Annotated in this window: 13 protein-coding genes; 6 read left to right on the top strand and 7 right to left on the bottom strand. The window is 55.2% G+C overall.

The window, feature by feature from the left end; genetic code table 11:
* Positions 1-398 precede the first annotated feature (398 nt).
* Together hemG and VPK24_RS09315 are read right to left on the bottom strand one after the other, a co-directional pair.
* Positions 399-1,892 (bottom strand): protoporphyrinogen oxidase, encoded by a 1,494-nt coding sequence (gene hemG, locus VPK24_RS09320; protein WP_393012396.1) that lies wholly within the window; start codon positions 1,890-1,892, stop codon positions 399-401.
* A 724-nt stretch (positions 1,893-2,616) separates the two neighbouring features.
* Positions 2,617-4,626, bottom strand: coding sequence for an ABC1 kinase family protein (locus tag VPK24_RS09315; RefSeq protein ID WP_393012394.1), 2,010 nt, complete (start codon positions 4,624-4,626; stop codon positions 2,617-2,619).
* A gap of 886 nt (positions 4,627-5,512) precedes the next feature.
* Here VPK24_RS09315 and VPK24_RS09310 point away from each other — a divergent pair.
* Both VPK24_RS09310 and VPK24_RS09305 read left to right on the top strand, forming a co-directional pair.
* Positions 5,513-5,764, top strand: coding sequence for a DUF7219 family protein (locus tag VPK24_RS09310; protein WP_393012392.1), 252 nt, complete (start codon positions 5,513-5,515; stop codon positions 5,762-5,764).
* A 292-nt stretch (positions 5,765-6,056) separates the two neighbouring features.
* Positions 6,057-6,986, top strand: coding sequence for a Cof-type HAD-IIB family hydrolase (locus VPK24_RS09305; protein WP_393012390.1), 930 nt, complete (start codon positions 6,057-6,059; stop codon positions 6,984-6,986).
* Positions 6,987-7,036: 50 nt separating this feature from the next.
* Here the strand turns inward: VPK24_RS09305 and VPK24_RS09300 are convergent, their stop codons facing one another.
* The gene (locus VPK24_RS09300) at positions 7,037-7,423 is read right to left on the bottom strand and encodes a VOC family protein (RefSeq protein ID WP_393012388.1); all 387 of its coding nucleotides are present in this window, start codon (positions 7,421-7,423) and stop codon (positions 7,037-7,039) included.
* A gap of 727 nt (positions 7,424-8,150) precedes the next feature.
* Between VPK24_RS09300 and VPK24_RS09295 the strand changes: the two genes are divergently transcribed.
* Both VPK24_RS09295 and VPK24_RS09290 read left to right on the top strand, forming a co-directional pair.
* Complete coding sequence (locus VPK24_RS09295) at positions 8,151-10,310, top strand: calcium-binding protein (RefSeq protein WP_393012386.1); 2,160 nt, start codon at positions 8,151-8,153, stop codon at positions 10,308-10,310.
* A 432-nt stretch (positions 10,311-10,742) separates the two neighbouring features.
* Complete coding sequence (locus VPK24_RS09290; protein WP_393012384.1) at positions 10,743-11,249, top strand: DUF2518 family protein; 507 nt, start codon at positions 10,743-10,745, stop codon at positions 11,247-11,249.
* A gap of 113 nt (positions 11,250-11,362) precedes the next feature.
* On the opposite strand, the gene VPK24_RS09285 is transcribed toward VPK24_RS09290, so the two are convergent.
* From VPK24_RS09285 to hisD, 4 genes are all read right to left on the bottom strand, one after another.
* Positions 11,363-13,297 (bottom strand): serine/threonine phosphatase, encoded by a 1,935-nt coding sequence (locus VPK24_RS09285; protein WP_393012550.1) that lies wholly within the window; start codon positions 13,295-13,297, stop codon positions 11,363-11,365.
* 897 nt (positions 13,298-14,194) lie between these two features.
* A complete protein-coding gene (locus tag VPK24_RS09280; protein ID WP_393012382.1) occupies positions 14,195-15,169 on the bottom strand; it encodes a vitamin K epoxide reductase family protein in 975 nt (324 codons plus the stop codon).
* A gap of 266 nt (positions 15,170-15,435) precedes the next feature.
* Positions 15,436-16,506 carry a magnesium-protoporphyrin IX monomethyl ester (oxidative) cyclase gene (gene acsF / locus VPK24_RS09275; RefSeq protein ID WP_190526750.1) on the bottom strand — a complete coding sequence of 357 codons (1,071 nt, stop codon included), beginning with the start codon at positions 16,504-16,506 and terminating at the stop codon, positions 15,436-15,438.
* 362 nt (positions 16,507-16,868) lie between these two features.
* Positions 16,869-18,179, bottom strand: a complete 1,311-nt coding sequence (gene hisD / locus VPK24_RS09270) for a histidinol dehydrogenase (RefSeq protein WP_393012379.1) — start codon at positions 18,177-18,179, stop codon at positions 16,869-16,871.
* Between the two features lie 574 nt (positions 18,180-18,753).
* Between hisD and rpsT the strand changes: the two genes are divergently transcribed.
* Both rpsT and VPK24_RS09260 read left to right on the top strand, forming a co-directional pair.
* Positions 18,754-19,044 carry a 30S ribosomal protein S20 gene (gene rpsT / locus VPK24_RS09265; RefSeq protein WP_393012377.1) on the top strand — a complete coding sequence of 97 codons (291 nt, stop codon included), beginning with the start codon at positions 18,754-18,756 and terminating at the stop codon, positions 19,042-19,044.
* Positions 19,045-19,163: 119 nt separating this feature from the next.
* Complete coding sequence (locus tag VPK24_RS09260; RefSeq protein ID WP_393012548.1) at positions 19,164-19,973, top strand: TatD family hydrolase; 810 nt, start codon at positions 19,164-19,166, stop codon at positions 19,971-19,973.
* Positions 19,974-20,015 lie beyond the last annotated feature (42 nt).

Below are 20,015 nucleotides of genomic sequence, written 5' to 3'. Positions count from 1 at the left end.
CAACATAGGAGTGCTAAGGGCCGATCGGTGAAATAACCATGAAATCGATAGAAAGCTAATAAATAAGCATCTAGAAGCTAGAAAAGTTGTGAAAAAGGCAAAAGGTGAAAAATATCAATCAATAAACAAATTTAAAAACAAATTTAAAAAATGAATCAAGACAGAGAAATTAAAAAATCAGAATCATAGCCAGAACCATCGTCAAAAGTGCCAACAATTAACAAACAGGCATCAACAACCAGTAACCAACAACCAGTAACCAACAAATCAACATCAGGACAAAGAGCGCACAGCTAAAAGAGAACTGTGCGCCCCTTGGGAGATGGTTGAACGCAATTCAAAACAATTCAACGCGATCCAAAAATAGATCTCCGATCGGGTAGGCGGGGTCTGAGTGCCTAGACCCGACTGCCGAGGAACTGCTCGATCGCGTCGGCCTGTTCCCAACCATGGCGCACGCAATCACCCAGCGCTACGCCGCCTTCATAGTTGCTGCAAGCAAAGAGGCCAGGCCAATGCTGAAGCTCCTGGTGCAAGGTGGCCAGGCGAGACCCATGCCCGATCGTGTATTGCGGAATCGCCCGTTGCCAGAGTTTGACCGACAGCACCTTGGGCGGCACGTCCTGTTTCAGCAAAATCCGCCGCACGTCCGCATGAACCATTTGGGCGATTTCGTCTTCGGTTTTGTGGATCAGGGTGGGGTTTTGTGCGCCGCCAATGAAGTTGATTAGGTGGGCCCAACCTTGGGGAGCGCGTCCCGCAAACAGGCTGGAAGCCCAAATGGTTCCTAGGGTTTGCAGGCCCAGGCTGCGGGGAATCAGGTTGCCAAAGCCGCGCAGGGACTGGGCAAAGGCGGTTTCGGGATAGGCCAAAATTACGCAAGCAACGGCGGGGTAGGGAATGGCGTTGAGGGCGGTGCTGGCTCGGGGGGCGAGGGGTTCTAGCAGTTGAGCCGTGACCGGAGCCGGGGTGGCCAGAATGACCGATCGAGTCGTGATCTGTTGGGGGCCATCGGGACTGGCGATCGCAACCTGGTAAGTGCCTTGGGGATCACGGGCGATCGCCTCCACCTGCCAACCCAGCTTGACCCGATCGCCCAAACCGCGTGCCACCGCTTCCGGCAAAGCTTGTAGCCCCTCGCGGAAGGATCCCAACTCCCCGGACTTGGGTTTGGGTAAGCGGGGATCGGTTGCGGGAGCTTGCTTGGTCGCTTGGCGTTTGGCCCAGAGAATTCGGGCAGCCCCGGCTCCCAAGCCACCACCGGCCGCTTGCATGGCGGCCATTTTGCGGAAGGCCGCCGAAGCACTGAGGGCATCGGGATCTCCGGCATAAACTCCCGAGATAAAGGGATCCACAAGGCGCTCCATGGCTTCTTGGCCCAGGTGGCGAGTGAAGAATTCACGGACGGTTTCTTCGCCGCCCCTTGCCGAAATGGCTGCACCCATGATCGGGGGCACAAAACCCGCCGCGCCTAACAGCAGTCTGGCTTTGCCCCGATCACTCAGCAGGGTGGAATTCCAAAATGCGCCGGGACTCATGGGAATGGCTTGTAACCGACCGTCCCAATAGACAAATCGGGGAAGCTTGCCATTCGCAAACACCAGCTCATCCTTCAACCCCACTTCCACGGCGAGTTTCAGCAACTCTGGCGTGGGGGCGAAGCTGTTGGGCCCCTCTTCCCACAGAAACCCATCGGCCGATCGGGTGGTGATGTTGCCGCCCACACGGTTTTGCGCTTCCACCACCAGGGTCGATCGCCCCCGGTTGCCCGGGTGATTAACCAAGCGGTGGGCAGCGCTCAAGCCTGTTAAACCCGCGCCGACAATCAACACATCGATCGCCGTCGATCGATCCGTTGTCCCTTCAACCCCAATCGGTGCAGCAACCACCACGGCTTGATCTCCTTTTTTCAAGTTTTCTCAAAACAATTTCAAAGTCAAACGCCAGCCTACGAATGGAGCTAGTTGCACTAGTAGCGTGACAGGCTTAAGGCATTGGGTCAAAGTTGCGGAGCCAGTCGTGGTAACAAGGGGCTTGAGCATCTTGCTACTTAACGATCAGGTGACGGTAACAGTCATGTAATTTGACCCAGCGAATTAAGGCAGCCGTACTACTAGTTGCCCTGGTTTCCCTGAGTTCAATCAATCGCTTGAAGGACGGGTGATTCCAGATGCTTGCAGTTATTCGCAGGCGCTCGCAGTTGATTTCAGTCGATGCGATCTCGATGCTCGATGCGATCTCAAACGATGTGGGATCGATCGAGTGAATTGATTTAATTGTGCGGTTTTTGGGGGCTGGGGCGATCGGGTCTCGGGAGGAGGGGCGATCGGCCAGCCAACCGCTTCTTAATTTAACCGTTGATGGTCTTTTATCTTTTTATCGTTATTGGGTTATGAAATAAATTCATATGAAATAAATTCAACGGTGACCCTCAAGGAATAAGGAATTCTGGGTTAGCCAATGCTGAGCGAGCTAATGCGGGGTTACCGGGTAACGGAGGATCGCGCTCTGAACGAAGAAGGCGATCGCCCGATCGAGCAATCGCCTTCCCCTCAAGTAAGCCTCAAGCAACCCTGAGCACCAGTCCCAAGGGATCCAAATCTTCCCGATGATTGCCTAACGCAAAGCTGCGATCGGAACGGCCGCCTTGGGATCGGTCATCGTTTGGGGCGATCGTGCCACCAACACCTCCCGAATCAACCGGGCGATCGCGCGTTGGGCTAACTCTCCGGCGATCTGTTGACCCAACTGCTGGGTTTCCGGCCGCACCAGAATCCGCGCCGCCAACTGCAACAGCTTCATGGAATCAAACCCAGGCGTTTCCTGAAGCAACTGCCAAATGCGTTGCAACCGCTCCAGGGTTTCACGCGGGTCACTAGAGTTGGTTCCCGGGTTGGAACTTGCCGGACTGCCTGGGTTGCGGTTCAGGAACTTGCCCCAATTGTCCAGGAGCGATCGCCAAGCACTTTGGCCCGCCGCATCGATCGCTTCCACTAACCGACTGGCGACCTGCTGGCGAATAAATTCCCCACGCTCCGACAACAGAAACTCCGCTGCCCGATCGATCCCTTCATTGAGATCATAATCAGCACTGTCCTTGGCATTGCGCAACAGATTTTCTAACCGATTCCAACGAAAATCTCCTTCCCGGAACAGCAAATCTTGCAACGAAGCCCGCAGTTCTGGAGCCGGATCCGTGAGCAATCGTTTGGCAATGTAAGGATAGGCTTTGCTGAGCACTTTGAATTCCGGATCCACATTGATCGCAATCCCTTCAAGGGTCACCAGCGATCGAATAATCAGGGCATAGTAAGCCGGAACTCGAAACGGATATTCATACATCACCCCTGACAATTGATCGGTGATGTTTTTGAAATTCAACTCCGAAACACTCGATCCCAACGCATTGCTAAACACACCGGATAGGGCTTGGGAAATTGGCTCCAAATTGGTGTCAGGAGTCAAAAACTCCAGCTTCACATAATCTTCTGCCAATCGAGCAAAATCGCGATTCACCATGTGAACAACCGCTTCGATCAGTCCGTAGCGCTGATATTTTTTAACTCGGCTCATCATCCCAAAATCGAGATAAGCCAATCGACCATTGGGCATGGCCAACAGGTTGCCCGGGTGAGGATCCGCATGGAAAAAACCATGTTCCAGCAATTGCCGCAGAGAACACTGCACCCCCACATCTACCAAGTGGGTGGCATCAATGCCTTGTGCGGCCACTTCTTTCAAATTGGTGAGCTTTGTTCCCGAAATCCACTCCATGGTTAACACCCGCTTGCCGGTGTATTGCCAATAGATTTTGGGCACGTAAATTTCTGCCATGGAGCCATAGAGCTTGGCAAATTGCTCTGCGTTGCGCCCTTCTTGGGAATAGTCCATTTCCTCAAAGATGCGGGCCGCAAATTCATCGGTAATGGCGACTAGGTTGCTCCGCAGTCGCTTGACATTTTTCATGGCCCATTTGGCAAGGCCACGCATGATGTAAACGTCAAGTGTGATTTGCTCCGTGAGTCCGGGCCGCTGCACTTTCACGGCAACGGCTTCCCCAGTTTTCAATTTGCCGCGATAGACTTGCCCCAGGCTGGCGGCGGCGACGGGTTTTTCGCTGAGTTCGGCAAAGCAGTTTTCGGGGCGATCGCCCAATTCTTCCTCAATGAATCGGTAGGCAATTTCATTCGGAAAAGCTGGCAATTGATCTTGCAGTTGGGTCAACTCTTCCAGATAAACCGGCGGCACTAGGTCGGGCCGGGTGGAAAGGGCTTGACCCACTTTGATGAAGGCGGGCCCCAACTGGGTCAGCAATTCTCGTAACTGGCGGGCGCGGCGGGCTTCGTTGCGCTTGACTTGGTTGCTCTGGCGATCGCGCCAAATTGCAAAGGCAAACGTGAAGCAGGGCCATAAAACGGCGATCGCCCGTTGCAGTACTGCCCACCAGCGTCCTCGATAGGCCGCGTCGATCGCGTCTGGGTCGTAGTGGGGCGATCGATAGGTTTCGATGTCTTCGTCGTCGGTGGGCCCCTGATTTGGCGATACCGGCGCGGAAACATCCTCTGCCACTGCCCGTGCCTCGATCGTGGCCCGTTTGGGATCCGTCGCATCAAACACAGGAGTCATCGCTGAAGTCATGGCGAACGTTGCCTGAACCAGTTACTTAGTAACCAATTGTAAATACTGTCGCCATCAATCGTTGGATTTCGATGGCGATTGATAGGAATTGATTGACAACGGGACAGCCTTGGAGGGCAAACGGGGAGCTGAGTTCAGTGGATCGCCACGGCCCGTAAGGCTCTCCGCGATGGTTCATGGTTAACCGAAATAATCAGAACCATTCCCGAGCTTTCCAATCTTTTTGACGAATCGTCTCGAATCCTTAAGGAACTGGGCCTTGGCCCATCGAAAAGCCCCGGTTTCCTCCATGATGGTTAATTGTTATCGGCTTTTCGCGCCCTGAAGCCCCGACTGAAACGCCCTTGAAACGTTGGTGAATCAGGCCTTGAACGATCCTGATTGGCTGGACTGAGGGGTGAAAAAAGTCAAGGGCGCAAAGCCCAGAGTGCAAAGCCCAAATTCCAAATCTAAGGGGGGCGTGATGATGTCGATCGGGCTGGAGGACGATCGCGATCGCAGTGTTTCTCCGCAATTTCAGGGATGCTGAAACTAATCAATTCCTCCAGCGGTCGGATATTTTTCCGATCAGTCCCTAGTCTCCCTTTTAGGAATTGATTTCTCGATCGGGCGCAAAACTTCAACCCAGTCCAGGTCAAGTGCTTGACAAATTTTCCAAATTCAGGCCCAAAATTCTGAAACTAGGTTAAACTTAGGTTAAGGGGTTTATAAGGAACCTCTTTTCGCGCCCAACTCGCACTGTTACCGCGATCGCCTAGCGTTATCCTCCAACCAGGTGCAATCAGACCTTAACCCTCTGCTCTAACATCCTCCGGAAGCTCGCGATCGCCTCTTCGTCCATTCACAACTCGTGTATGACCTGGAGGTTATCCCAATGAAAGACCACACGACCTTTATCGCTCCCTGTTCCACCTATCACGGCGCGGTTCGCCCCGAGAATTTGGTCTTTAACGCGAACCTCCAAGAGTTTGCCCAACGAGTGGGCTTCATTTGCAACTTGGAGACCAACGGCAAGCTCTCACCCGAAGCAGCTTTCCATGAACTGCAATCCCTGTGGGCTTCCCTGGAAGGAAGTTATGAAAACCTTGGCGTTGGCCAGGAACCTTTCGGATCCGATTCGCAATAGTCGCCATCTTCGCGACCAACCAATTTAGCGAAGGCTTTGGATGGTCGCGAGTGGCACGGCAACCCAAGTTTAGGGTTCTGGCGGATCCATAGTTCGGACTTGCAAACTCATCATCGATGCATCCCTGACTCGCCATTGCGGCCGAATCCCACGGCTTTGCATAGCCGCTGAATGCTCCATAGGTTTGATCGTTCTCCCTCTGCCAAAGACCGTTCTTGGCTAGGTTTGGCCCTGGGGAGAGCGTTAGACTTTGGAGCGTTCGAGCCGTGACTTCAGGGTGAGGGGCCTTTCGATGGTGTTTACAGAAGCTTGGCAATCGGGCAGTGGCGGACAGCAGCCATTTCCCCATCATTTGGCCCGTGCAATTCGGTTGATTGTGTTGGATATTGACGGCACAATCGCGGGTCGAAATAACCAAATTAATCCCCCGGTTCTGGCCGCGATCCAAGCGGCTCAGTCCCGGGGCTTGGCTGTCACCATTGCCACAGGGCGCATGTATTGCTCGGCGTTGCGGTTTCATCGGGAGATTCAAACCCCCCTACCGCTGATTGCCTATCAGGGGGCTTGGATGGATCAACCCGACCACAGCCAACCGGCCGATCGCCCTAAGCCCAAGCCACTGTTTCACCGCCCGCTGGATCGGACTGTGGCGCGGGAGGTGGTTGACTTTTTGGAGGAGCCGGCCTGGGGCGATCGCCTGTCGGTGCATTTGTATGTGAACGATCGCTTGCTAATTCGCCAACTGACACCGGCCAGCCAGGATTATGCCGATCGCACGGGCGTGACCCCGATCGAAGTGGGAGATTTGCGGCAAGTGCTGGCTCAGGGTCCCGAACCCACGAAGGTGTTGGCCCTCAGTCCCGATCGCCACTTAACCCGCGACCTTTTGGAAAAACTACGCCAGCGCTACTGCGCCCAAGAAGCTTACCTCACCACGTCCGTATCCACCTTTTTGGAGGTGGCGCATCCGGACGTGAACAAGGGCAATGCGGTGCGGAATTTGGCGGAGCAACGGTTGGGCTTGCGGCCGGAGCAGGTGATGTTTGTGGGCGATAACTTCAATGATTTGGAAGCGATCGCCTATGCCGGTTTGGGGGTGGCCATGGGGGATGCGCCGGAACCGGTCAAGGCGATCGCCCAATGGGTTGCGCCGTCAGTGGCGGAGGATGGGGCTGCTCGGGCGATCGAGCAAGTTTTGGCCGCTAATGGCTCAGTTCTTTAGTTGTTGATCAATAGCTGTTGATCAATTCCTTGAGTTCAAGAATTCTTAATTCAAGAATTCGCCAATTCATTTGGCTCATAGAGAATCAGACGGTTCCCCGCCGGGTCGATCGCGTCAATTTCCCGGCCGTGGCTCGCAATGCGTACCGGCCCCGCCAAGGTGGCCCCCCGATCGCTCACCAGGGCGATCGCTTGATCCAAGTCCATCACTTCCAGGCAGAGAGAAAAGCCCCCCGTTGCGCCCTGAAAGCGCTCCACCTGGTCGGGTTGGGGCCGAAAAATTCCTAGGCGCAGACCGCCCGTTAGCCTAAATTCCCAATAGCCCGACCCGATCGATCGCACCGGATCTCCCAGGAGCGATCGATAAAACGCGCCCAACTGTCCCCCCATCCCATCCGCCAAAACCACCAGCGCTCCACGATAGTCCAACCGATCCACAGCGCAACTCCACAAGCCCGACTCATCCGGTTAACTGCCCATTCCACCCTACCCCAAGCATCCCCTCAGAACATCAGCTTGGGCAAAGATTGGGCAAAGATAGGGATCAGCAAATTGGGGTCAACAGTCACGGGGCCATTAGCCGGTTTTCAACCTGGCATAAGCGTCCGATCTCGCAGTCAATCATCCTGTAAAGGTTGGGAGTTATTGCCAAGCTCGTATCGCTCTCTTGCCGCACGGTCTTGCGGTTGTGATCTTAAAAAACTGCGTTGAAAATAATCTTGCAAACTTTTTAGATTACCCAAATTTCTATGGGAACTATCACTCGTTTCACAGTAATTCAAAAAAATGATGGTCACAGCCCCGTGCAAAAAAATATCCAGAATTTTAGAAATTGAACGGGAACCAATTTGGGAACCCTTCGTCTGACAAGGCAGAGATGCCAAAAGCTCGTAACAGCAAACTGATCGACTCAGTAACTGGCCTGAATCGATCGGCTATAGGAAATTTCAATCCTAAGCATTTGGGTGTATCGCAATTATTTCGATGCAGGCTGTGGGCTGTGAAATGACACACCATCAGCAAATCATTATTTCCCGATCGCCCGAAATACGATTGCCCAGCCCATGGACTGCGATCGAGATCGCAGGTGAACAAGCCCGTTCATCTGTCTCATCCAGTTGAGATCTAGGGACTTAATCAGCAATATCTGAGGACATCAACAACCATGGCTACAACACCCACCACGGACACTGTAGTTATTCCAACTTCCACCACCCCAACCACCACATCCGGAACCACGGGCACGATTGGAACCACCGGAACCACGAGCACCACGGGCACGACCGGAACCACGGGCACGACCGGAACCACAGGCACGACCGGAACCACAGGCATAACCACGGGAACCACCGGGACGACTGGAACAACTGGTACGATCGGAACCACAGGCACAACCGGAACCACAGGCACAACCACGGGAACCACCGGGACGACTGGAACAACTGGTACGACCGGAACCACAGGCACAACCACCGGGACGACTGGAACCACAGACACGACCGGCACGACTGGAACCACGAGTACCACGGGCACGACTGGAACCACGGGTACAACCACCGACCCCACCGGAACCACAACGGGAGCCGCGATCGATCCGTCCCTTTGCTTCGACGAAAAGTTCTATCTAGATCAAAATCCTGATGTGGTCGCCGCTGTGCAAAGTGGCTCCATCAAGAGCGCCTATCAGCACTTCCTAACGGTTGGGCAGTTTGAAGATCGGGCCCCTTCGTTGGTCTTCGATCCGAAGGCATATCTGGAGCTAAACGTTGACCTGAAGATTTCGCTGAAAGCCAGCGGTTTCCGCAGCGCCTTTGAACACTTCATCAAAGCCGGCGTTCAGGAACGGCGGGTGGGCAGCTACTTCTTCAATCCCAATGAATATCTGAAGACCAACGGTGATGTTGACGGATTTATCCTGTTCAACAATCTGTCGTTTTCCTATAGCTACAAGCACTTCTTGACTGTTGGGGTCAAGGAAGGGCGTAACAGCGGCACATTCTTTGATGGCAAATATTATCTGGAAGCCAATCCGGATGCCGCAGCGGCGGTAGCCAGTGGCCAATTCAGCAGCGCCTTTGCCCACTTCCAAGCGGTTGGTTTTGCCAAGGGTCTCAGCCCTTCACCCAAGTTCAACCAAGATCTTTACCTAGACTTCAACGAAGACCTTTCCAAGGCCTTCAAGGGCGGACAGGTCAAAAACCTGTTCAAGCACTTCCTGGAATTCGGCATCAAGGAAAAACGGGATGCAGATTTCACGAATTCGCCTTTGTCTGACCGGCCCAGCGAGAGAGATGATTTCTTCCGGGGTGGCTCCAACAAAGATGTGTTCAATGGTCTGGGTGGCGATGACAAGATCTTTGGCTTTGGTGGCGATGACATCCTGACGGGCAATGCGGGGGATGACCTGATCTTTGGCGGCGATGGCAATGACTTTATTGTCGGTGGCGCTGGCAAGGATGTCCTGGTGGGCGATCAGGGCGATGATTCGATCCTGGGCGGCGAGGGTGACGACTCGATCGAGGGTGGCTACGGTAAGGATGCCCTGTGGGGTGGTGCTGGTAAGGATGTGTTCCTGTTTGGCAAGTTGGATGTGACGGCCACTACGGGTTCCGATTCGTTGACGGGGGGCACGAGTGGATCGACCACGGGCAGCACGACGGGTTCGACTTCCACCACGGGGACTACACTCGGTACAACCACCGGGACTACGGGCACAGGTACCACGAGCACAGGTACGACGGGCACGGGGACAACTGGCACGGGGACAACTGGCACGGGGACAGGTACGACGGGCAGCAGTTCGATCGACCCCTTGACCGGCGAAGCGACGATTTACGACTTCTCAACGAAGGACGATCGAATTGCCCTGGCGGCAACTTTGGGCTTCAAGTCCGGTGGCGATGTGCTGAAAGCCGTGACCCAAAAGGGCCGCGACGAAGACGGCAACTTCTTCTTGATCGTCAAGGTTTCCTCAGGCTTCTCGCTGAAGATCTACTCCGAGGCAGAATTGATCGCCAGCAACTTCCGCATCTTTGGTCTGCCGGATACCAATACGGGCGGCACCACGGGCGGCGGCAGCAGCACGGGTGGCACTACCGGCGGCGGCACCACAGGCGGCAGCCTCAGCGGCTCCACCACCAACGTCACCAACATCACGAACATCACCAATATCACGAACATTACCAACATCACCCTGGGTGGTGGTTTGTTGGGTCTGCCGCCCGGATTAGCGAAACAGATTGTCGGTGGCAAGCGGACGTTTGACACCCTGCCCCCCGGCATTGGCAAGCGCTTCGGCAAAGGCGATGACGATGATGATGATTAAAAACTCGGTCATTGGGGATTGGGGCCCAACCGCAGAACGGTTCCTGATCGCCCAGATGCAGAGGAGCTAATCGGTTGCGCTTACTCAGTTGCGCTCAGATGGTGCGCTTGCATCGATGGAAGCAAAACCGATAGAGTCTGAGGGGTGGACAGTGAGCCACCCCTTTTTTTGGGTATTCCCAACTTTTCAAAGATCCCATCAGAGGATGTCTGAAAGGCCAAAGCTACTGCTTTGTGGGTCTCATCAACCGGCCCAGATAAGGGGCTGAAGCGCCTTGCCCCCACAACTGTTGGCGCTTGGTTAGTCCCTCAGGCAACTTCTCAGACACTCTCGCAATAGCCAAAAGAATGTTGAAAGATCAATATCTGCAAGACAGCTAAATCTGAAAGACAGCCACTCTCAAAAACAGCAAAGACAAGGGGAATTCAAGCGATGGATTTAAGTCAACTTTTGAATGGCAAAGGGCTGACGGAACTGGCGATCGAGGGGGCCAAGTGGACTTTGGCGGCCGATGGTCTGTTTTTGCTCTTGACCATTTTGGCGTTTGTGTTGGGCTGGGCCTGGCGATTTCGACTGGTGGGAGTCACCGCGTTCACGATCGTGGTGGCGGCGGGGTTATTTGGTTTTGGCCTCAGTCTTCGGGAACGGCCGCGCATTGAGGGAGCTGCCCCCTACCAATTGGTTTATGACACGGGAGCAACCCTCGCCACAATTGCTGTTTCGCCAGACTTGCCAGCAGAGGTGTTGGTGGCCACTCTCAAGCAAGCCGCGATCGACCTTTACTCCCCTGGACGAGTGGGGGGTAAGCCCTCGCTGACCATCCGTGCGCGATCGGTCACTCATCCTGAGGATGGGGTCTCGAAACTTCAATACCTAGGGCAAATCGAGCGATCGCTCACCGTTCGCATCGATGAAAACCCCAAAATCACCCTGTTCTAGGAACTTAGCTTCTAGGCATTCGGCTCGCTCCCCGTTCGATCGACCGTGGCTTCCTGGATGCTGGTTAAGCCCCTTAGGAAGCCTGGCCAATTGGCCCAGTCCAACTCCCAGCCCTACATCAACATGCTGTCCATGTTGGGCTGCACCTTCGCTCGAATCAGCAGGGCCGTGATGTTGTCATGGCCATTGTGCTGATTTGCCAGCTCCACCAGTTGCGCAACCCCTTGGTCAAGATTGGCACGAGAGCTAATCAGTGGGGCTAAGTGGGTTTGCCAGTGGGTTTCAATCAAGTCGTTGTCGCTCAATCCATCAGAACAGAGCAACAACAGAGCATCCTCGTCCAGATCCAAAAACTGGATTTCTGGATCCACTCCAGTGTTATCACGGGGCCCCAGAGCTTGGGTGAGTTGATAGGCATCGGGGCGACTGTAGGCGGCATCGGGATCAATGCCGCGCTGAATTTCCCGCTGTCCGACTTCGTGGTCGGTGGTGATTTGCTCAAGACCCCGACGGCGGGTGAGCCGATAGAGCCGGCTGTCTCCCACATGGGCCACGGCCACCTTGGAGTTGTGGACAAGCACTAAAACCAGGGTGGTTCCCATTCGTCCACTGCCCGATCGCTGCTCGCTTTGGTTTTCGTCGTAAATGGCCTGATTGGCGATGAAGATGCCCTCTCGAATGGCCTCGATCGGGGGCATTTCATTTTGCCAATTGGTTTGGAAATAATCCTGCAGAGTTTTGACCGCCAAGTGGCTGGCCACTTCCCCGCTGGCATGGCCCCCCATCCCGTCGCAGAGGATATAAAGATTGTGGGCCCGAACCGTCCTGCCATTGGGGGTTTCCAGGCGCTGGAAGTTGGTGTAAATGCCGAAGTAGTCCTCATTGTGATCGCGTTGGCGACCAATGTCCGTGCGCCCCGCCTCATCCAGACTCGACAACTTCATGGGCAGGACGATCGTGGGCGTATCGTCCTCATCGTCATCCCGCAGGCTGCTGAGGGGAAGATTCACGAGCGGATTGCCACCGCTAGGAACAACCGAGCTAGGGGGCATGGCCACGCTCTCGTTCAGACTAGCGGCGGCCGCAGCCACGGGGGATTTCTGTTCCAAGTTGTCGGCAATGAGTCGCAGGTGCTGGCGCACCACATCGGGGCTGGTGAATTGGCCCCGAGCAATCAGTTGGGCCAGGTTAATCAGGGAGTCGGCTCCCGGATGTTCCGCTTGGGTCAGCAACTGTAGCCAGGCTTCGCCCAGATGCGTGAGGCTGCTGGCGGCGGTGGGCTGCTCCGGATGCGCGGTGGGGTCATGCAGGCGCTTAAGGCTCAGAACGCTGTCTTCGTCAACACATAGGTTGTCGAGCACCAGCAGGCTGGCGGTGCATTGCACGGGAATTAGCTCTTCCCAAAGGTCGAGCATTTCGTAGAGATCGTGCAGGACTTGCAGGGTGGGCGTGTCGGGATCTCGCCACAGATCGCTCAAGGATTTCCAGTCCGATCGATCCTCAATCAACAGCACTTGCCAGCCTTCTCCTTGCCAGGTGTCGTAGACCTGGGGCAAGCGTTGGCCCAGTTGCGAATCGAGCAGCAGGTAGGGTTGGGCAATGGAGGGAATCTGGGACTCGATCGAGAGTTCGTAAGTTGCGGGTTGAGAGCTGGGGGGCAAGGTGGGTTCCGCGTCGCCCTCGATCGGTTGGTGCAACCAGCGATCGAAAAATCGCAGTCGATAAGGTTGTTGATCCAGCACTTGGGTTTGATATTGGGCGCTGGCATCGATCGCCCGAATCGGGGTCAAGGGCCTGTAGCGCAGAAAAGGCTGGTCAGGATCATTGGTCTCGGGGGGATTTGGCCAAGCGGCATCCGGCTCCGGTGGCACCAAAAGAGCTTGCAGAACTGTCCCGATTGCTTCGCCACAGTCACTACAGGTGAGCTGACCGACGGGATTCTCAGTGCCGCATTCCGGACAAAGCAGTCGATCAAGCGAGGCACCACACTGCTGACAGTACTTGTTGTCATCAGGGTTTTCACATTGGCACTGGGGACAAATCTGCATAACAGCCACTGTCAGAGGTCTCAAGAGCGATCAGGGTTGGTTGATCGATGGGTGATCAAGCTTGGGTGATTAAATCGAGTAATCAAATCACGAGGACTATTAAACGGAGCATCTAAACGAAACGCCTAAACAAAATGCCTAAACAGAACATCGCGAATAGCCGTTGGCACGCCACCCTGATCGGAAATACTGGATCGAGTCAAGCCAAATGGGCCAGGTCAAAAGTGGCCACCCCCGGCAAGATGTTTGACGATCTTTTCTGGATTCTAGCCGACTGCTCCCGGTCTCAATCGTAACGCTTCAGAGATTACGGATCGTGATAGATACCTCACTCTCTCGGATTGGCTTCGTTACGGCTTAATTAACGGCTTTGGCGGGCGAGCTTTGATCATGGAAATTCCATTTTGTAGCTAGGATGGGAATGGTTGAAATCCCCACCTCATCTTGCAGCGATATACCAGCCATTGAGCTGTGAAACCGGGCCTGGGACAGCGAGAGGAAAAGAATCTGAGGGCAACGGAGAAGCCGACCTAAAGACACCCCATTCAGTTTGCTCAAGCAAACTTCTCTTTCAGTCGCGGGCGGGCAGTCCGAGACTAAAAACGGACGTGGAGGCTAGCGCCAGACTGGTTTGCTAGCAGCAGCCTGTGAAGCGTCAACCCATGGTCTAGTCGAGCAACTTCGGTTGTTCGGCCAGGGCCGGAATCCCCACGCTTTTAGGCTGGGGAGGATGTCAAGCAAATTCCGTCTGTTTTAGCTTTTCTAGCGAAAAGTTGCCTGATCCGGCGAAGCATTTGCAAATTTTTCAAGATTTTCGGTTCAATTCCCCATCATGGCCCCAAAATCTACAACGCCCAACCTCCTGAACTCAGGTGTTGGGCTGAAAGTCATTGGGGTTTAAGGACTAGGGGCGGGTTCTGGGATCGGGGCGGCGCGGTTTGGCAGTTCCTGAAGGCTTCCTTGGCGGAAGGTGCGATCGCCCTGATAACCCGACAAATCCGCCAGGCGATCGAGCGGAGTTACCCCTTCATAGAGCTTGCCGCCAATTTTCCAGGAGGGAAAACTGCGAATCCCCGCCGCCCGACAAAGATCCGGCTTGGCGTTCTTGCCGTTGGGATCACACTCCACGTAGGGCAGCTTTGCGGCCGCCTCCTTGCCAAACAGTTCTTTCTGCTCGTGGCAGTGGGGACACCAATAGGCTCCAAATTCCTGTGCCCCCGTTTTAGTCAGGTGCTCGGCTAAAGCAATTTCCGCCGGGCCGGAAGTGGTCTTGATGGTGAACATTTCCGATCCGTTGGAGCTGGATCCGCTGGGAGTGGCATAAACCCCCAAGGTTCCCACCAGCGTGATGATGGCCAGCCCGATCGCCGTAAAAATGGGTTTCCCTAAATCATCCCAACGGCGACTGCTGAGGGCCAGACCAAACAGCGACAGGGAAAAGAACGCCGACCCCAAGCAATAGAGACAAGTCTCGCGAATTTCCGAGACCATCACATACATCAAATAGCCGCTGAACGTGGCCATCGCTGCGCCGCCCGCCACCAACAGCAAGCCGCTCCATTCTTCAATCTGCACTTGCAGATCCTTACGGGCCTGTTGGGTTGCCAGGGGAGCCAGCGCCAACAACAACATCGCGCCATAGCCCAACATCCCAATCAGCGGCAGCGGTATCCCCAACACCTCGGCATAGGGACTGTTCAGGACGCGATCGCACCCTTCTGTGGGGCAAGCCGCCTTTGCGCCCGTTAACTTCACCACGGTTAGATAGCTGGTGAGCACCAAACCGGTTCCGGCGATGCCCGCAATTACGGTGCGACCGTGGCGATGGAGCCAAGGCAGTTGGCGGCGGCGTTTTGTGCTAGAAGCAGTCATGGCAAGGCACAGAGAACCATCTCGATCGGGATACGGCAAAGCCGTCACTACAGACTTCAGGGTAGCGAACGACCTTACCGCTGTCTAGGAAGGGCAACGAAATCATTGCCTAATTGTGCGTAAATGACTGGCTTGATGGGCCAGAAAAAGCGATCAAAACGCAGAAAAGAGACAAAAGAAAAAGAGACAAAAAAGATGGCCAATGCTCAGCACTGGCCACCCAATCAGCTCGAAATGACAGTCAAATCGGGTCTAATTCCCGAGTTCTAGCGAGCCACCGACCAATTTTGGTCAACTCGGATGGGTGGCATCAGGAACAGGGCAATGAGCTGCCAGGCCGTGTTCAAAATCAGCGGCAACTTTTGCAGAGTCTTCACGAAGCCCGGTTCGTTCGAGGCAGCGATTTCACCCAATTTGATGTTGTTAGCGGCACAGCGATCGAGCCGCTCATAGAACTCAGGGTTCTCCACATCCAGGATGATCGGGAACACCCGACCCGCCGTTTCGTTGGTCTTCTTAATCACTTCGATGTCATAGTCGCGAGCGTTCAGCCCGATCGCCGCGTAGAACCCGCTCCGTTGCAGATCGTTCAAGAACATCGTCGCAAACACCGACAGCAGGAAGAACCGGCACCAGAGACGGGCTTTCCAATCGTTCAGGAATTGGGGATTGGCCCGCAGCACCGCATCGAAAAAGTCGCCGTGACGGTTCTCGTCTTGGCACCAGTTTTCAAAGAAGCGGAAGATCGGATAAATCCGGTCTTCGGGGTTCTTTTCCAGGTGGCGATAGATCGTGATGTAGCGCCAGTAGCCGATCTTTTCCGACAGATAGGTCGCGTAGAAGATGAACTTCGGTGCGAAGTAGGTGTAGCTCTTGCTTTGGGTCAGGAAGCCCAAATCCAGCGACAGGTTGAAGTCCGTCATCGCCTTGTTCAGGAAGCCCGCATGGCGTGCTTCATCCCGCGACATCAGCTCAAACCCTTCAGCTAGCACCGGGTTTTTGCCCTTCAGTTTCCGCGACAGTTCCTTGTAAAGCAAGAAGCCCGAAAACTCAGCGGTGCAGGAGCGCTCCAGAAACTCAATGAACAGCTCGCGGGTTTTGCCGTCAATGTGATCCCAGCTTTGGTTGAACTCCTCATCGCGCACGAAGTGGTGGCGGTTATAGTCCACCCGAAATTCTTCGATGATTGCTTGGAGTTCCTCTTCGTTGGCAGAGATATCCATCGCCGCCATTTCTTCGAAGTTGGTGGTGTAAAAGCGCGGCGTGAGGATTGTGTCCTTGGCGGGAACTTTGACTCCCGGCTGGACGGCTTGCGGTTTTTGGGGAGTGCTAACCATGAATTGCTTAGTGCGATCGAGGTACGGGTTGGGCGGATGACTGAACCGGACAGGATCTGGATCGATCTGACTGGCGCAATCTGAACGGATCTATCAGCGTGCTAGGGAAGGGTCGTCAACGGGATGATCAGCAGCGATTTTTTCCTGGCAACTGCACAGCGGTTGTGTGGGATCAAAGGCTGCGTTGGGATTTTAAAAACGGCTTGCCAAAGATCACAAAGATCAAAGCCTTAAAAAAACTGTTGTTTAGTCTATCAATCTCCTTTGGGGGGATGGGGGATGGGATATGAAGAGTTACAACAACAGGTAACAATCTGCAACAAATCTCAACTTCCAATTGCCCAATTGCTTGCTAATCCTCCCTAACGTTCGGGACTGGGGCGATCGGTGCGCACCTTCACGGAATAGCCATGGGACGGCAGACCCTCCGCTTCCGCCAATGCCTGCACTGCCGAGGACACGGACGACAGGGCCCCAGCGGAATAGGAAATGATGCTGGAGTGCTTCATGAAGGTTTCTGTGCTCAGGGGCGAGGCATAGCGGGCTGCGCCGGAGGTGGGCAGGGTGTGGTTGGGGCCCGCGAGGTAGTCGCCCACTGCTTCCGGTGTGGAGTGGCCCAGGAAGATGGCTCCGGCATGTTTAATCCGCTCCAGTAAATCCCAGGGTTCTGCCACTTCCAATTCCAAGTGTTCCGGTGCAAATTCGTTGGACAATTCCGCCGCCAACTCCAGTGTTTCCACCACAATGACCAGGCCAAAATGGGCGATCGCTTTTTCTGTATCAATCCGTCGAGGGTGATCCGCCAGTTGATCCTTCACCTCGTTCACCACCTTCCCGGCCAGGTCGCCATCGGTAGTGATCAGAATTGCCGCGGCCATGGGGTCATGCTCAGCCTGGGCTAGCAGGTCGGCGGCCAGGTGGGTGGGATCCGCGGTGCGATCGGCAATCACGAGCACTTCTGAGGGCCCAGCGAGGGAGTCAATGCCCACCGTGCCGTAGACTTGCCCCTTGGCTAGCATCACGTAAACATTGCCCGGACCGGTGATCACGTCCACTTTCGGAATCGTTTCTGTACCGTAGGCGAGGGCGGCGATCGCCTGGGCCCCGCCCACCCGGTAAATTTCCGTCACGCCCGCCTCTTGGGCTGCCACCAGCACGGCCGGGTTCAAAGCACCCCCGGGCCCCGGCGGGGTCACCATCACAATTCGCTCCACCCCGGCCACCTTGGCCGGAATCGCATTCATCAGCACGGTGCTGGGATAGGCGGCCCGACCACCGGGAACGTAGAGACCAGCGCGATCGACCGGCGTGTAGCGCTTACCCAAGACCACATCTCGATCGCCAAATTGCACCCAGCTTTTGGGAACGCGCAGCCGGTGAAACTCCTCAATTTGTCGGCTCGCCAGTTGGATCGCCGACAAGAGTTCCTTGGAAACCTGTTGGTAGGCCGCATCCAGTTCCGACCCCGTGACGCGAAGTTGCTCGGCAGTTAAAATCTGCTTGTCAAACTCTTCCGTGTAGGCTAGCAAGGCCCGATCGCCTTGGCGCTTCACGGTTTGGAGGATCTGACGCACGGTGGCTTCCTTGTGCGTCACCTGCTCATCGTGGGTGCGATCGCAAATCCGCCGCAGCTCCGACCGGGCCTCGGCCAATTCGGTAATAATTCGCAACATGGAGTCTTCGCGTCCTGGTCGTCCAATTCGGCGACCTCGCAGCGCCCCGTGGCTACCGACGAGATCGGCGTAGTCATCATTATAGAAACACTCGGCAGCCTGAAAACCTTGTCTCTTGAGAGCAAGGGTTAAAAAGCAACAGGGACTCTTGTGCGATCGCCTGGCTAATGCGGTGAGTATTAAAACATTTTTTAACAAAATTCCGGAGTTCTTTGCACGAGTTCCGGCCATGGGTGTTATTATGGATCGCCGGGCAGTTCCAACACCGTCCAATCTCTCCTTGTTCAGCCTTGCCAAAGGGTGACTGCCAGAGCAGAAATTTTTTCCTGCTCAACAGCGTCACGACTCACCGGGCCCAAGGAACCAGTGCCGATGCTTCTTGACCGCTCATTGTAGCGGTGTCAGCCTGCGGAGCGACCCTGAGACTTTTCCTGGTCTCATCCTAGAACGAAGGCGCGGAAGACTCGACCACGAGAAACAAGCAAGAACCCAAGTCCTCTGGTTTGGGTGTCCCCCTTGCCCCGGCATGGGAATCTAGTGTCAACGTTGCAATCGAAATCCTAAGAGATCGACCGTGGCTAATATTAAGTCTGCAATCAAGCGCGTTCAGATCGCAGAGCGTAATCGACTGCGTAATAAAGCTTATAAGTCGGCGGTGCGAACCCTGACCAAGAAATATCTGTCGTCGGTGGATGCTTACGCGGCCAACCCTTCGCCGGAAGCCCTGGAAGCCGTCCAAGCAAATCTGTCCAATGCCGCCAGCAAAATTGACAAGGCCGTGAAGCGGGGTGTTTATCACCGCAACAACGGTGCGCGCAAAAAGTCGAAGTTGGCCAGCTACCTGAAGAAGGCTGTCGCTGCTTAAGGGTTGGTTGGGTGATGGGGCCTCGCCACCTTTGGTGCGTTGCCCATCGCTGACTGAGACTGCTGGGCTGAGATCCCAAGCATTAACCCTTAGCCGTAGTCGAGGTGGGTAAACGCGCCGTGAAAGCGATCGACACGCACGTTCACGTTAATTTCCCCAACTTTAGTGATGATTTCAGCGCCGTTCGCCAGCGTTGGTTGGCGGCCGGCGTTGACGCGTTGGTTCACGCTTGTGTGCATCCGGGCGAGTTTGGGGCGATTCAGGCGATCGCCCGGGCTTGCCCTGAAGTGTTTTTCGCTGTTGGGCTACACCCACTGGAGGCGGAACATCAGTGGCAAGAGGCGCTGGGCGGGCAAATTCGTACCTTGGCTCAATCGGATCCGAAGGTGGTGGCCATTGGTGAAACCGGTCTCGATTTCTATAAATCAACAGCCCACCAAGTGCAGTTTGCGGCCTTTGGGGCCCAGCTTGATTTGGCCAGCGATTTAGGTTTGCCGGTGATTATCCATTGCCGCGAGGCTGCTGAGGAAATGCTTGCGTTTCTGCGCGATCGCCCGGATTGTCCGGCGGGAGTTTTGCACTGCTGGGGAGGTACCCCTCAGCAGGCATTGCAGTTTGTGGAGCTTGGGTTTCACATCAGCTTCAGCGGTACGGTCACCTTCAAAAATGCCCCAGACATTCAGGAATCCGCCAAGGTGGTGCCGCTCGATCGCCTGTTGGTGGAAACGGATTGCCCATTTTTGGCTCCTGTTCCCCATCGCGGTCGTCGCAATGAACCGGCCTACGTGGTTTCGGTGCTCAACCAGGTAGCCGCCCTGCGGAATCTTGACCCGATCGCTCTGGGCGAGCAAACCAGCGCCAATGCTCGCCAGTTGTTCCGACTGCCCCAGTCGATCGAACCCACCGTTCCCGCCCTGGCCCTCGCCTAGGGCCCCGCAGCCGGGCCGGGCGATCGCCCCTGTGATTTGCCC

This window comes from Limnothrix redekei LRLZ20PSL1 (assembly GCF_043235035.1).
Classification (GTDB): Bacteria; Cyanobacteriota; Cyanobacteriia; order CACIAM-69d; family CACIAM-69d; genus CACIAM-69d.
Note: the sequence above shows the minus strand (reverse complement) of the source record. Positions and strands in the feature narration are given on the sequence as shown.

Excerpts from the sequence above, each read along its gene's own strand:
- VPK24_RS09310 (WP_393012392.1), top strand. The coding sequence starts at position 5,513 with ATGAAAGACCACACGACCTTTATCGCTCCCTGTTCCACCTATCACGGC.
- VPK24_RS09315 (WP_393012394.1), bottom strand. The coding sequence starts at position 4,626 with ATGACTCCTGTGTTTGATGCGACGGATCCCAAACGGGCCACGATCGAG.
- acsF (WP_190526750.1), bottom strand. The coding sequence starts at position 16,506 with ATGGTTAGCACTCCCCAAAAACCGCAAGCCGTCCAGCCGGGAGTCAAA.
- VPK24_RS09290 (WP_393012384.1), top strand. The coding sequence starts at position 10,743 with ATGGATTTAAGTCAACTTTTGAATGGCAAAGGGCTGACGGAACTGGCG.
- VPK24_RS09285 (WP_393012550.1), bottom strand. The coding sequence starts at position 13,297 with ATGCAGATTTGTCCCCAGTGCCAATGTGAAAACCCTGATGACAACAAG.
- hisD (WP_393012379.1), bottom strand. The coding sequence starts at position 18,179 with ATGTTGCGAATTATTACCGAATTGGCCGAGGCCCGGTCGGAGCTGCGG.
- VPK24_RS09305 (WP_393012390.1), top strand. The coding sequence starts at position 6,057 with ATGGTGTTTACAGAAGCTTGGCAATCGGGCAGTGGCGGACAGCAGCCA.
- VPK24_RS09280 (WP_393012382.1), bottom strand. The coding sequence starts at position 15,169 with ATGACTGCTTCTAGCACAAAACGCCGCCGCCAACTGCCTTGGCTCCAT.
- VPK24_RS09295 (WP_393012386.1), top strand. The coding sequence starts at position 8,151 with ATGGCTACAACACCCACCACGGACACTGTAGTTATTCCAACTTCCACC.